General features: G+C 69.9%; 12 protein-coding genes. 7 read left to right on the forward strand and 5 right to left on the reverse strand.

Annotated elements, in window-relative coordinates; all coding sequences use genetic code 11:
- The first annotated feature begins 524 nt into the window (after positions 1-524).
- The 4 genes from AB0J69_RS50660 to AB0J69_RS50675 all read left to right on the forward strand — a co-directional run bounded on the left by AB0J69_RS50660 (position 525) and on the right by AB0J69_RS50675 (position 4499).
- On the forward strand, positions 525-1616 hold the full coding sequence (locus AB0J69_RS50660; protein ID WP_364133634.1) for an alpha/beta fold hydrolase: 1092 nt from the start codon (positions 525-527) through the stop codon (positions 1614-1616).
- Positions 1613-2797 carry a serine hydrolase domain-containing protein gene (locus AB0J69_RS50665; protein ID WP_364133636.1) on the forward strand — a complete coding sequence of 395 codons (1185 nt, stop codon included), beginning with the start codon at positions 1613-1615 and terminating at the stop codon, positions 2795-2797. Before AB0J69_RS50660 ends, AB0J69_RS50665 begins: the two co-directional genes overlap by 4 nt.
- 343 nt (positions 2798-3140) lie before the next feature.
- Positions 3141-3707, forward strand: coding sequence for a DUF4158 domain-containing protein (locus tag AB0J69_RS50670; RefSeq protein ID WP_364133639.1), 567 nt, complete (start codon positions 3141-3143; stop codon positions 3705-3707).
- Between the two features lie 558 nt (positions 3708-4265).
- Positions 4266-4499, forward strand: a complete 234-nt coding sequence (locus AB0J69_RS50675) for a DUF6289 family protein (protein WP_364133642.1) — start codon at positions 4266-4268, stop codon at positions 4497-4499.
- A gap of 109 nt (positions 4500-4608) precedes the next feature.
- On the opposite strand, the gene AB0J69_RS50680 is transcribed toward AB0J69_RS50675, so the two are convergent.
- Positions 4609-5493 (reverse strand): SDR family oxidoreductase, encoded by an 885-nt coding sequence (locus AB0J69_RS50680; RefSeq protein WP_364133644.1) that lies wholly within the window; start codon positions 5491-5493, stop codon positions 4609-4611.
- A 115-nt stretch (positions 5494-5608) separates the two neighbouring features.
- On the opposite strand from AB0J69_RS50680, the gene AB0J69_RS50685 reads away from it, so the two are divergent.
- Complete coding sequence (locus AB0J69_RS50685) at positions 5609-6541, forward strand: LysR substrate-binding domain-containing protein (RefSeq protein WP_364133646.1); 933 nt, start codon at positions 5609-5611, stop codon at positions 6539-6541.
- A 313-nt stretch (positions 6542-6854) separates the two neighbouring features.
- On the opposite strand, the gene AB0J69_RS50690 is transcribed toward AB0J69_RS50685, so the two are convergent.
- Positions 6855-7790 (reverse strand): glycoside hydrolase family protein, encoded by a 936-nt coding sequence (locus AB0J69_RS50690; protein ID WP_364133649.1) that lies wholly within the window; start codon positions 7788-7790, stop codon positions 6855-6857.
- A gap of 93 nt (positions 7791-7883) precedes the next feature.
- The gene (locus AB0J69_RS50695) at positions 7884-8939 is read right to left on the reverse strand and encodes a helix-turn-helix transcriptional regulator (RefSeq protein WP_364133650.1); all 1056 of its coding nucleotides are present in this window, start codon (positions 8937-8939) and stop codon (positions 7884-7886) included.
- A 174-nt stretch (positions 8940-9113) separates the two neighbouring features.
- Between AB0J69_RS50695 and AB0J69_RS50700 the strand changes: the two genes are divergently transcribed.
- Positions 9114-9455: a hypothetical protein gene (locus AB0J69_RS50700; protein ID WP_364133651.1), complete on the forward strand. Its 342-nt coding sequence runs from the start codon at positions 9114-9116 to the stop codon at positions 9453-9455.
- 619 nt (positions 9456-10074) lie between these two features.
- On the opposite strand, the gene AB0J69_RS50705 is transcribed toward AB0J69_RS50700, so the two are convergent.
- Positions 10075-10191 carry a LysR family transcriptional regulator gene (locus tag AB0J69_RS50705; protein WP_364133654.1) on the reverse strand — a complete coding sequence of 39 codons (117 nt, stop codon included), beginning with the start codon at positions 10189-10191 and terminating at the stop codon, positions 10075-10077.
- Positions 10192-10264: 73 nt separating this feature from the next.
- On the opposite strand from AB0J69_RS50705, the gene AB0J69_RS50710 reads away from it, so the two are divergent.
- Positions 10265-11164, forward strand: a complete 900-nt coding sequence (locus AB0J69_RS50710; RefSeq protein WP_364133657.1) for a GNAT family N-acetyltransferase — start codon at positions 10265-10267, stop codon at positions 11162-11164.
- Between the two features lie 810 nt (positions 11165-11974).
- Here the strand turns inward: AB0J69_RS50710 and AB0J69_RS50715 are convergent.
- Positions 11975-12919 (reverse strand): AraC family transcriptional regulator, encoded by a 945-nt coding sequence (locus AB0J69_RS50715; RefSeq protein ID WP_364133660.1) that lies wholly within the window; start codon positions 12917-12919, stop codon positions 11975-11977.
- Between the last annotated feature and the right edge of the window lie 103 nt (positions 12920-13022).

The following is a 13022-nucleotide window of genomic DNA, read 5'->3' on the forward strand; positions in this document are numbered from 1 at the left end:
AGTACCGAGGCCCTGGACGACGACCCCGCCGTCGTGCCGTGAGCCGTTCGCGCTGCTGTTCGGCGCGACGCCGTACCGGGATGTTCACGGGATTCTGGCCGGGGCGAGCACACGATCCCGAGGCGCCGCCGGTGCACGGGGAGTTCGGGGAGATCTACGGGCGGATCGGGATCGGGCTCTCCCGCGTGGGCGCCCCAGTAACAGCGAGCCGTCTCGCGCGAAACCCCGCTTCCAGGCTGGTTTCCGGCGTGTTCCCATGCTGCGCCGCTACCTGCCCCCGGTCTGGCCTGCCGGCCGGGCCGACGCGCGCAGGTACGCCGGTCCGCAGCGTGCCTGGCGGTGAGATACCAGAAAACCGGCCCCGAACCGGCTAGAAGCCCGCCTTATCCCCTGCGCCCCGGTCTGCCAACGTGAGGAGCAACCCGCCAGGGAGGCCCGACGAAGATCGGGTCAAGACGAGCCGGCCCAGGAAGGGCTACGCCATGACTCACACCAACCAGGCCGTCAAGGCCGCCATCCGTTCGGTGGCGCTGCCGGCGCTGCTCGCGGTGGTGATGTTCGGGGCCCAAGCCGGGTACGCGGCTCCCGCCATGATCAGCACATCCGTGAGCGCGGCGGTGCCGGTGTTGAGCCTGCCCCGGCCCACCGGGCAACACCCCGTCGGCGTGCGATCGGATTCGGTCACGGACCCGGCGCGGATGGACGAGGAGACCGGCAGGCCCCGACGTCTGCCGGTGCGGATCTGGTACCCGGCCGTACACAGCGGGCCCGGCCCATCAGCGCCGTACGTGTCGCCGGCCATCCGCGCGTATCTGGAACGGAGCCTCAGCCTGCCGGCCGGGTTGCTGGACATCGACACCCACGCGTCACCGGATGTCCGCCCGCGCCGCGACATCGCCGGTGTCGTCATCGTCCAGCACGGCGGCGGCCTGCTCGCGGCGTTCCAGACCGGGCAGGTGATCGACCTGGCCAGCCGCGGTTACGCGGTCGTCACCATGGACCACCCGCATGAGAGTCTCGTGGTGGAGGAACCCGACGGAAGGCTCATCTCCGGTACCGACCCAGAAACCCACCCCTTCCAGGAGCGGGTCCTCGACGCCGCGACTGTGCTCGGCGCCTTGTCGCGGCTGGTGCCCGAGGCCGGCCACCGTACCCCCATCGCGATGATCGGGCACTCCCGCGGCGGCGCCGCGGCGGCTGAAACGATGCTCCACCACCCGCAGATCGTCGCCGGCGTCGACCTGGACGGCAGCCCTCGCGGCGAGGTGCTCCTGGCCGGGCTCGACCAGCCGTTCGGCCTCATGCTCAGCTCCCAGCAACCGTTGGAGGGCAACGCGCTGCTCGCCCAGTTCCTGGGAAACCTGCGCGGTCCGCACCCGGTTCGCGAGCTGGCGATCCTGCATTACGGCTACACCGACTGGGTGGTGTTCAACCCGCAGGCGACGCGAGCCGACCCCGCGACAGGTGCCCTGCTCGAAGGGTATTTCAGCACCGGCACCGCCGATGACCTGCGCGCCGGACACCGCGCGTTGGCCGCCCAGCGCAAATTCGTCGCCCGGTTCATCCAGCACCATCTCGGCACCGCACGCACATCCGCACAGGGAGTAACCCCATGAACCGTCTCGACGCGGGCCGCCGGTCCGCCGTACGCACGCGACGAAATGCCCGACACCGCCTGACGGTGCTGCTGCTGGTCGCCGTCTCACTGGTGCTAGCAGGGGCGTTTCCGGCGGAGGGGGCGTCCGGATCGTCGCCACCGGGCCGAAACGACCGGCAGCTACAGGCCGCGCTCGACCGGGTCGTGGCCGCCGGCGCGCCCGGTGCGATCCTGCTCGACCGTCACGACGGGCGTACCACCCGGATGACCAGCGGCCTGGCCGACATGGCCACCGGCCGGCGAATGCGAGCCGGCGACCGCTTCCGCGCCGCGAGTCAGATGAAGTCGTTCACCGCCGCGGTCGTCCTCCAACTGGTTCAGGAGGGCCGCCTGGGCCTCGACGATGCGGTGGACGGACTGCTACCAGGCGTGATACCGCACGGGTACGGCGCCGGCGTCACGGTGCGCCACCTGCTGGCCAACAGCAGCGGCCTGTTCGACTTCGGCGACGACCCCCGGGTGCTCGAACCCTATTTCGCGGGTGACCTCGGCCACGTGTGGACGCCCCGGCAACTGCTCGACATCGCCTTCGAGCATGCGCCGCTGTTCCCGCCGGGCGCTCGATACTCCTACTCCGACACCGGATACTTCCTCGCCGCGTACGTCGTCGAAGCCGTCACCGGGAACAGCTTCGACCACGAGTTGCGCCGGCGCATCATCAACCCGCTCGGCCTGCGCGACACCAGCCTGCCCACTGTGGCCGGCATCGCCGGCCGGCACGCACACGGCTACATCGTCATGGGCGAACCGCCGGCCGACCTCGACATCACCTACCTGTATCCGTTCGCCTGGGCCGCGGGCGGTCTGACCACCACCGTGGACGACTCGGCGACGTTCTTCCGTGCTCTCTTCGACGGCCGGTTGCTCTCACCCGCCCTCATGGCCGAGATGAAGACGACCATCGAGGTCGACGACAGTGACCTGCCCAGCCGCTCCGGGCTCGGCGTACAGCGATGGACCCCGTGCGGTGTCGCCTGGGGCCACAGCGGCAACAGCCCCGGATACCTGATCTACACCTGGATCAGCCCGGACACCCGACACGAAACCGTCCTGATGATCAACGAGGATCCCCAGTCGCTGGAAGCCGCAGCGGCGACGGCCTACATCGACCTCCTCAACCGCGCCTACTGCAGCCGCTGACGACTCGCCGTGGCGGCGGACCGCCGCCACGGCGGGGTGGCCGCTCAACCAGCCGTACATGATCAGTCTGCCGCCGCCGTCGATCGCCGACGCCGCACAGGCCCTGCGACCTGGTCCGGCACGCGACTGTGTCACCCCGCCGTGCGGCCTGCTGCGCTTGACGCGATCTCGTTGACGATCTGCTGGACGGTGTACCGCCGTGGACCATCAAGATCTTTCTCACCCTCCAGGACCGTCCCCGGGAACCTGCTGGACAACGTTCGCGGCCGATGGCTCACCGGCGAGCACGTCCCGCTGTACGGGGCGCGTGTCTTCATCCGCCACGACGGCGCGGCAGCGGGCGATGGCCGCCAACGGCGCCCGCAACCAGCTCGGCTACGCCGTCCAACTCGGCACCGCACGGTTCTTGAGCTGTTTCCTGGACGACCCCGAGGACGAACATTGGTTCGCCCTGGCGTACTGGGTGTACCGGCGGGCGTGGAGCACCAACGAACGCCCCATCGTCCTGTTCGACCCGGCCACCCACCGCCTGTTAGAGGCGCGGATCCTGCTGCCCGGTGTGAGCAGGTTGGAGCGGTTGGTGTCCGACGTGCGCGGCCGGGTCGCCGCCCGCCAGTACAAGATGCTCGCCGCGCTGCCCAGCCCGCCGCAGAAGCGGCTCCTGCAGAACCTGGTCGTGGTCGCCGAAGGCAACGGGTCTCCCGGTTGGACCAACTCCGCAAGAGCCCCACCGACGTGTCCAGCGCCGGCATCAGCAAGGCCCTGGACCGGCACGTCGAGCTGCGGGCGCTGGGCGCCAGCACGTGGGACAGGCCAACAAGGAACGGCTGCGCACCATCAGGGACCTGGACACCGCCGCGATCGTGCTCCGCGAAGTCTGGTTGAAGATCCGCGACCCGGATCAGGTTGAGCAGCACCATGCAGCCACCCGCCAGGGCCAGCACCGCCACGCCCCACGCGCCTGCCGACAAGGCCCGAGGCGGTACTCGTCCGCCCCACGGGCGTACGGTGACGGTGGCGATCGCGGATCCGGCGAGTAGCACCGCGGCGCCCGGCCATGTGGCGTCGGGCAGGCCGAGGTCCGTGGCACCGATGAACGAGCGATATCCCATGAGCGCGGCCACCAGCAGCACGCAGCCGTACAAGGCTGCCGCTCCGCCTGCGGCGTGACCCGCCCACGACGGCCATCGCCGCCACCATCCGATCGACGACGCGATCGCGTGATTGTCGGAACGGCGGTTCATGCGGCCCCTTGGGCTGGGGGAGAGACCCTGGAAGTCTGCTTCGCCGGACCTTTGATCTCGCTGAGAGGCGCTGAGAATCCCCTCAGCCAGCCGTACTGAGCACAGAGGTCAGGTACGGGGACGACACGGACTCGATGATCTCGTGAATGGCCGCGGTCGCCTCTTGATCGATCGGGAGTGGCAGCCGACCATCGAGACAGAGCTTCGACCCTCGGAGGAACCCCATGATCCGCCGTCTCCTGCTGGCCACCGTCCTTGCCCTGGCCGCCATCACCACCGTCACCACAGGAACCGCCCAGGCCCGCGCCTGCAAGTTCGGCTACGCGTGCGCCACCATCTACTACAGCGACTCCACCCGCACCACCGTGGTCGGAGAGAAGTACGAGGACTGCGATGGCGCGGTCGATATGTGGGGCGTCCGCAGCGGCTACCTGGACTTCTACGAGAGCCCTTGCTGACAGGCGTCACGGCCAGACAGGCGGCCCGCCAGGCCGCAAGGCCGCCGCGGAGCGCGGCTCCCAGCCGCCCGGGCAGGACCATGGAGGAGGGACCGGCGGAGCTGGGAGCTCAGCCCGCGAAGTAGTGTCCCGCGTCCAGGTCGGCGATGAGCCCGGGCCGGCCGGGACGCCAGTCCAGCAGCTTCTGGGTCAGGGCGGAGGAGGCCGGCATGTCCGGCGTGACGAAGGAGGCCAGCCAGCCGAAGTGCTCGCCCGCCGCCCGCGGGGTGATCGCGGTCACCGGCACGCCGAGCCGGTGACCGATGACGCCGGCGACGTCGCGTACCGGCACGCCCTCCTCGGCGACGGCGTGCAGCCGCGCGCCCGCGGGAGCCTCCTCCAGGGCCAGCCGGTACAGGCGGGCGGCGTCCAGCCGGTGCACGCTCGGCCAGCGCTGGTCGCCGTCGCCCACATACGCGGAGACGCCCTTCGCGCGGGCGACGCCGATCGCGGTCGCGACGAACCCCGGGTCGCCCTCCCCATGCACCAGCGGCAGCCGCAACACCGAGACCCGCACCCCGCGCTCCACGAACGACAGCGCCACCTGTTCGGCGGCTCCCCGGGGCGAATGCGTCCCCGGCTCGTCGTCCTCGGTGCCGACGCGGCCGGGCGGGAGCAGGCCGGTGCCCGAGGTGATCACGAGGGGCCGGCCGGACCCCGCCAGCCCCTCGCCGAGCGCCGCGATGGCCCGCCGGTCGGTCTGGTTGGCGGCCTCGAAGTTCGCGAAGTCGTGCACGAAGGCCAGGTGGATGACACCGTCCGCGGCGGCGGCCCCGGCGCGCAGGCCGGCGTGGTCGTCGAGCGAGCCGGGGCGGGGCTCGGCTCCCGCGGCTCTCAACGCGGCGGCGGCCTCGTCCGTACGGGCCAGACCGGAAACCTGATGCCCAGCCTCGATGAGCTCGCGAACGACGGCGGAACCCACGAACCCCGTGCCACCGGTGACGAAAACACGCATGATGATCTCCTTCTTCAGCGGTGCTTCCATCGTCGGAGCCGGCGCCGTACGGCGTCCAAAGCCTGTTCCTCATCGGGCAATACGTTTCAGGCATCACCGCAGTAGGCTGCGTTGTATGCCCGACTCGCCCGACCTCGATCTGCGGCTCGTGCGCTACTTCACCGCCGTCGCCGAGCACCGGCACTTCGGCCGCGCCGCCGAGGCCCTGCACATCACCCAGCCGTCGCTGAGCCGGCAGATCCGCGGCCTCGAGCGGCAACTGGGCGCCCGCCTGCTCGACCGTACCCCGCAGGGCACCCGGCTCACCGAGGCGGGCGAGGTCTTCCTGCCCCGCGCCAAGACGCTGCTGCGCTCGGCCGCCCAGGCGGCGGCGCAGACCCGCGCAGCCGCTCGGCCCAGCCGGATCACGATCGGGTACACAGCGGGCCTCATCGTCACGCCGGCCGTGCGCGAGCTGCGCCGCCTGCACCCGGACGCCGACGTACGCACCTCACACGTGGCCTGGAACGAGCCGCGCCCCGCCCTGCTCGACTACCGTGTGGACGCGGTGGTGACCCGGTTGCCGTTGGCGCCCGACGGGCTCGACGTGACGATCCTGTACGACGAGCCGCGCATGCTGCTGCTCTCGCGCGACCACCGCCTGGCAGGCAGGACGTCCGTGACGCTGGACGACATCGCCGACGAGCCGCTGCCCCGGCTGGCCGATCCGGACCCGGCCTGGGAGGCGTACTGGCGCATCGATCCCAGGCCCGACGGCCGCCCGGCCCCCGACGGCCCGCTCATCGCCGGCATCGAGGACAAGTTCGAGCCGATCGCCGCCGGCGAGGCGGTGGCCATCGCGGCCGGCCCGATCTTCGTCAACCTCCGCCCGGACCTCATCTCGATCCCCCTGGAGGGCGTCGAACCGAGTCACGTCGTGCTGGCGACCCGGGCCGGCGACCGCAACCGCCTGGTGGCGGCGTTCCGCAAGTCCGCCAGGGCGCTGCTCACCAGTTCGCAAGCAGCCCTGAGGTCGTCGGAGGCAGCGGGTGGTCCGGCGGGTGGATGACGTACGTCATGCCGCCGCTGCTGGTGCTGCACAGCCACACCTGCCCGAAACCTCTCCGAGCAGGACCGGCAAGCCCCTGCCGACCTGATCAACCAGTGCGCGCAGGAAGAAACCGAGCCCGAGCGGCAGCTGAGAGCCTGGGAAGCGCCCGAAACCCTGGGGCTCCTGGCCTGAGGGTGCACTCGTCTCGCGTGACCCCGGCTCACGACCGGGTGGCCGGTTTCTCTTCGCCGGCGTGGTGGGCCAGGTCGCCGACACCGAGAAGACACTCGGCACCTACCACCTGGCCCGGTTCACGCCACGCGGCTGATGACTACGCGCACTCCACGTCGACCTTGCTGACCCAGTGCCCGTTGTAGTAGACCTCGACGCCGGCCGTACAGGTGTAATGCTCGGACGGGCCGGGCCCCCAGTCGGGCTGGTACGTGGTGACGTCGCCCGGGTAGCTGGTGCCGCCGTTGGCGCCGCCGCCGCTGGCCCCCGGGTCCAGGCCCGGGATGTCGGGGGAGACCGGGGGCGGTGGGACGGGCAGCGGCTCCGGGCGGCAGGTGAGGCCCTGGCTCATCATCGTGGCGTCCTCGAGCGCGCGTTTGCCCACCTGGCGGGCCCATGCCGAGTTGATCATGGATTGGGCCGCGTCCTCGTAGCCGCCCCGCGCGATGGCCGCGAGCATCTGCTGGAACTGGGCCACGCCGGTGGGCCCCAGGTTGAACACCATGTCGACGAGCGCCGCCTGGCGGGCCATGGACAGCGACTCGAACTGCGGTACAACCCGTCTGGCCGCGGCGAGGGCGGCCGCCAGATCACCCTCGAAGAGCATGGTGATCTGCATCTGCGTCAGGGTGGTCCGGCCGGCGCGGACGTCGTCGTAGTCGGCTCCGACTCCGGCGAGCTTCTCAGGCGCGTCGCGGCGGTCCAGGTTGAATCCGATGCCTACCGTCGGATGCCCCTCCGTGTCCACGTAGACCTTGGGGTCGCCGGACAACCCTTGGCGGCTCTCGTGCCAGGCGATGAACTCCTTGATCTCGCCCACCCGCATCTCGCGCCCCATTCCGCCGCCAGGGCAGGGAAAGTCCGAGCCGCCCTGGTGGCCGCCGCCCTGCTGGCCGCCGTCCGGGGGAGGCTCATCGATCGCGGGCAGGTCGGGTAGGGGGTCGGCTGCCGCCACGCCGGTGCCGGCCAGCGCGATCATCAGCCCCAGCGCGACCGCGGCCGGCCAGCGTCGAAGGCAGCGTAAGAACACTTTCACGCAGAATCCCACTTTCATCCGAAGCGCCGCTCGGGCTTGACTCGCCCGCCGAACAGCATCACCGGAGCCGGAAGGCGGCGGAAGGTCGTGAAATCACGTATGCATGCCCGCCGGCGGCCGGCCGCCGGCGGTGCCGAACACCCGTAGCGCGGCCTCTGTACGACTGGCCGCCCCGAGCTTGGCGTAGATGTGCTCCAGGTGCTTCTCCACGGTGCGGGGGCTGATCCGCAACACCTGCGCGGCCTGCGCGCTCGTGTGGCCGTGGGCGACCAGCCAGAGCACATCGCGTTCCCGGGAGGTGAGGCCGCTCTCCGTGGTGGCGGCCGGGGCCGCGGCGTCCGTTTCGGACAGCAGCAGCGCGGTGCTGGAGTGGTGTTCGGACAGGGTCACGGTGAGGTGGCGGGAGCCACGCGACAGCGTGAACGGGCGCGGCGGAACCGGATGGTCGAGGCTGGGCGCACGGCGTTGTTCGCCGAGCCACGAGGCCAGCTCCTCGGGCAGCGTGCCGCCCTCCCCACCGCACCGGCGAAAGTACGTGTCCAGGAGCAGCCGGGCCGAGCGGTTCATGACCCCGATCTTGCCGAGCTGGCCGAGCAGGATCACGCCGTACGAGGTGTCGTCGATCGCATCCAGCGCGGCCAGGGCGGCGTCGAACCAGGAGCGCGTCTCCGAGGCGGCCAGCAGGTTGGCCAGATACGGCCGGGCCAGGAGCAGAAGTTGCCGCTCGGCCTGGCTGAAGTCGATCGTTCCCCGGCTGAGCACCAGCGTGTTCACCACGCCGAGATCCGAGGTGAGCAGGCAGGCCATCTGGTGGTGGATGCCGAGCGGCCGATAGAAGTCCTGGTAGATGCCGAGACCGCGCAGCTCGCGCCGGCTGACGACGTCGCTCATCCGCACCGCGTCGCCATCACCGGTACGCAGGAAGTGACGCAGCAGCGGATGCTCGGGGAGGTGGCCGCGGAAGATCTGCTCGTAGTCGGCGGTCACCCACCCGTTGGGCGAGGCGATCTGTGCGGTGTGGTGGGTCTGCGGGTCGATGGCCTGGAAGGCAATGATGTCGCTGGGAACGATCTCCGCGGCGATCGCCATGAGCTGTTCGCGGACGTCTCCCGAGGCCAGTCGCTCGGTCTCCCGAATCGCACGGAGCAATTGCTGGACTTGACTTGCGCGCAACCGGGCCACGGCTCCAGGGTACGACAAGTGGATCTTCCGCGGCGGATACGTAAATCCACGCACTTGGCGGAAGAACCGGCCGATTGTTGACTGGACTCGCCGGTGGCCACCGAAGCATCCACACCCCCAGCAGAACGGGAGACCCCTGCCGTGCGAACGCTTCCGCAGTTCCTTGCCCGCTTGCTGATCGTCGCGGCCCTGTCCGCCTCGGCCGTCGCCTCGATCTCGGCCCCCGCCTCCGCACGGGCTCTGTGCACGGGCTACTTCTCCGACTCCGGACACGTTTCGGGCAGCGCCATCTGTAGCGCCAGGTACGAGTACGAGATCCACGTCACGTGCAGCGACGGCTCCTCGTTCATCTCGTTCCCCGAACCCCTGGGCTATGCCTACTTCACCTGCAGCGGCCATGGCTCGATCAGCAACGCGGTGGCCTGGATCTGGTACAACGCGGTCCGGACCGTGCCGGAGCCCATCAAGATCGCCATGTCCTGAGAGCCGCCCTGGCCGCCGCCTTCCTCCTGCCCGCGCTCGTCCCCGCCCGCCAGTCACTCGTGACAGCCGAGGCTTACCCTGATCACCTCCCGCAGCCGGCGGCCAGATGACCACCGGTGCCGGGCTGCACCTGGATCTCGGAGTCGAGCAGTCTCGATCTATGACCGGTGGCAGGACGAGACTGACCCGCTGGATCTTGGGCAGCTCGGCCTCGCTGCCGTACAACTCGCCTTCGCCGGCCTTATGCCCGCGGACTGAACGGGTCCTGCCGGACGCGCCTACGCCACGGCGTCCGGCTCCTCGAGCACATGCACAGGGTCAGATCCGCTCGAACGCCGCGCTGGCCGTACGGACTGCCGGCCCATCCGGAAGGCAGCGTCGCCGGCCACGGGTGCCCGTCTGGTGCGGGTTGAGCAGGGGTGCGAGCTCAGCCGCGCGGCCTGCGCGGTGAGCTGGGCGGTGCGACCGACCACCCGGTGCCGTCCTGCACTGTCGCGGCGGCCGAGGATCAGCCCGCTTGGCCGCCGTGGCGAGCCGACGTAACCCCCGGCCACGGCATCCGCGCCGGCCCGGTGCTTCAGCTTCTGCAGGGGTTGGACCAGCGGTGTGGACTGTCGGTTTACGCTGGCCGTTTCCTATCGAACAACGCACACCCGACCTTGTCCTCCAGCCGGCGGATCTGCTGGCTCAGCGGCGGCTGCGCGATGCCGAGCAGGGGACGCTCGGGACGGTCCATACGCCTACAGATATCAACTCATCGACCAGCGCGTATTGGACGTATCACCCCTGGTCCTCCTAGCGTTCGTCGGGTGACGGAGCGACGCGCGATCCTCAGCGGATCGACCTTCGAGGAACAGATCAGGCATGCCAGGGCCGTCGTCGACGGCGACCGCGTGCACGTGCCGGCGGCCACCGGGTTCGACTCTTCGACCATGACGATCTCGGCCCTGATCAGGGAGCTCCATGCGAACGAGGAGTTCGAGCAGGTCGACGAGTTGTTCGAGCGGATCTGGGGGTTCGAGCCGGACAGCCGGCCGATCAGCGCCGGGCTGATGCGGGCGCTGACGCACGCGGGCAACTACGTCTCCGGCGCCTTCGACGGCGACCGGATGGTCGGGGCGTCGGTGGGCTTCTTCGGGCAGGACTCGGCCCTGCACTCGAACACCACGGGCGCGGCGGCGGGACGGGGCATCGGATTCGAGCTGAAGCTGCACCAGCGGCTGTGGGCGCTGGACCGCGGGATCTCCCGGATCACCTGGACCTACGACCCGCTGGTCCGCCGCAACGCGCACTTCAACCTGGCCAAGCTGGGCGCGCGGGCGGCGGAGTACCTGCCGAACTTCTACGGCGTGATGGCCGACGCCATCAACCAGGGCGACGAGTCCGACCGGATCCTGGCCGTGTGGCCGCTGACCGATCCGCGGGTCGAGGCGGCGGTCCGGCGGGTGCCGTACCTGCCGGGGGTGCCGGAGGACGCTGTGGTCGGGCTGGGCGACGACGGCGACCGCCCGGTCGAGGGCCGTACCGACGGGCGCGTTGTGCTGGTCGCGGTCCCTGAAGACATCGAGCGGCTGCGCGGGGTGGACGCCGGCGCCGCCAAGGCGTGGCGGCACGCCGTGCGCGACGTGCTGGGCGGCCTCATGGAGGAGGGCGCCACGGTGACCGGTTTCCATCGCAAGACGTACTACGTGGTGGAGAGGAACACCTGAAGATCACTGGGATGGAGCTGCGGCGGAGGTCGCCGTCGTGGCCAGCATCGGCTCGATCGGGCTTCGCAGCCGCATGTGCTGGGCGCCATGCGCCGGTTCTATCGGCCACCCTTACGACCAGAGCACAAAACCCCTAAACCGTACAGAAATGCCCAATAACTGATCTAGCGGGTCACGTGTCCGCTCTCTCGTCATAAAGCTGCGAACGCGGCGTGGACCGCTGAACCTGCTCCCACGCACGCGATGCCTTCACCCACAGGACGAGGTCGCTGACACCGTGCGCCATGCCCATGGCAGCAGCGAGCAGTATCACTGGAACAGCCTCCTGAACTCGGAGTCCAAGCACGCCGATAACCGCCGCGAGAGTCACCTGCAGACCCGCGTACACGAAACGCCGAGCCGAACGCTGCCGCGCCGCCACGGGCCCCGCCTCCCGTACCCATCTGCCGAGCAGTCGCCCTGTGCGCATTCGGTACAGATGAAGTGAAGCCGTGGCAAGCCCGAAAGCCCTTAATACCCATGCGAAAACGGACACCACAGCTTCTTCCTGCGAGCGCGGACTCGGGATGCCAGCGTGTCTACGATACCCTGAGCGGATCAAGGGCCGTCCGACCGTAGATCGGAAACCCCGAGACAGGACGCCCATCCTGCGTCCCCAGCCACGGCCGGACTCGAACAACTCCGAGACCATCACGACCGCACCGGCATCGGCGTAATCCTCATCGGCATGCCCGGCATCGTTCTCTCCCCGGTTCGGGTTTGTTGGGTGAGCAATCAACGTGTCATTGGCCGCCAAAACCTCGAAGATCCTTACGCGGGTGTTGCGCTTTGGCCGGCGTGGTGCCGGTAACTGCCGGGTGGTGACCCGTACAGGCGTTTGAAGGCATGGGTGAAGGTGTATTGCGAGCTGTAGCCGACCTGCTGGGCGATCGTGTTGACGGGGGCGTCGGAGGTGCGCAGGAGCCGGGCGGCGGTGGTCATCCGCCACCATGTCAGGTAGGTGAGCGGTGGCTGGCCGACGAGATGGGTGAACCGCCGGGCGAAGGCGGCGCGGGACAGACGTGCCTGCGCGCCCAACTCCTCGACGGTCCATGGCCGGCCGGGGTCTCCGTGGATGGCGCGGAGGGCGGCGGCGACGGCGGGGTCGTGCAGGGCCGCGGCCCAGCCGGTGGCGGAATGGCCGGAGACGCGCTGTTCCTCGAACCACGCGCGCAGGATGTAGAGCAGGAGAAGATCCAGCAGGGTGAGCAGGATGGTGTCCGAGCCCGGGCGGGGGTCGCTGTCGAGTTCCACGCCGAGGAGTTCGACCGCTGCCCGGAGTTCCCTGTGGCGCCCTACCTGCGTCGGTAGGTGGATGACCTCGGGCAGGTCGTTCAGGAGCGGATGAGGCGCTGAACCGTCCAGGAGGTAGGCGCCGCAGAGCATGACTGCCGTCGGCGCCCGGCCGGCCGGCGTCTCGTCGTCGCGGCCACCGTCGACTTCGGTGGGGGTTTCCGGCGGCTCGCTCATCGGGGTGGACGGGTCGTCGGCCAGACCGTGTGCGGATCCGCGCGGCAGGAACGCCACGTCGCCCGGCCCGAGCGCGATCGGCTCACCCCGCGACGGGATCAGCCAGCACGTTCCCTGGAGAACGATGTGGAACCCGGCGGACGGCGCCGCAGGAGACCACCGCGCGAAGGGAGCGGACCTGGTCACCCGGCCCGAGTGGGGACGACCGGTACGCGCCGCACTCACCACATCAGACAGGACATCCACGCAGCAAATATATCCATCGACGGCTTCGGCGAAGACGATGGTGCAAACTTTGGCGCGCATCACGCATTCAGTCGTCTCATGTCAGCGCCTTACCGTTTCGAGG

Source organism: Nonomuraea sp. NPDC049709 (genome assembly GCF_040674815.1).
Taxonomy (GTDB): domain Bacteria; phylum Actinomycetota; class Actinomycetes; order Streptosporangiales; family Streptosporangiaceae; genus Nonomuraea.

What these genes read in the sequence shown, in the direction of transcription:
- AB0J69_RS50665 (WP_364133636.1), top strand. Translation starts at nt 1,613, where the DNA reads ATGAACCGTCTCGACGCGGGCCGCCGGTCCGCCGTACGCACGCGACGA.
- AB0J69_RS50670 (WP_364133639.1), top strand. Translation starts at nt 3,141, where the DNA reads ATGGCCGCCAACGGCGCCCGCAACCAGCTCGGCTACGCCGTCCAACTC.
- AB0J69_RS50675 (WP_364133642.1), top strand. Translation starts at nt 4,266, where the DNA reads ATGATCCGCCGTCTCCTGCTGGCCACCGTCCTTGCCCTGGCCGCCATC.
- AB0J69_RS50680 (WP_364133644.1), bottom strand. Translation starts at nt 5,493, where the DNA reads ATGCGTGTTTTCGTCACCGGTGGCACGGGGTTCGTGGGTTCCGCCGTC.
- AB0J69_RS50685 (WP_364133646.1), top strand. Translation starts at nt 5,609, where the DNA reads ATGCCCGACTCGCCCGACCTCGATCTGCGGCTCGTGCGCTACTTCACC.
- AB0J69_RS50705 (WP_364133654.1), bottom strand. Translation starts at nt 10,191, where the DNA reads ATGGACCGTCCCGAGCGTCCCCTGCTCGGCATCGCGCAGCCGCCGCTG.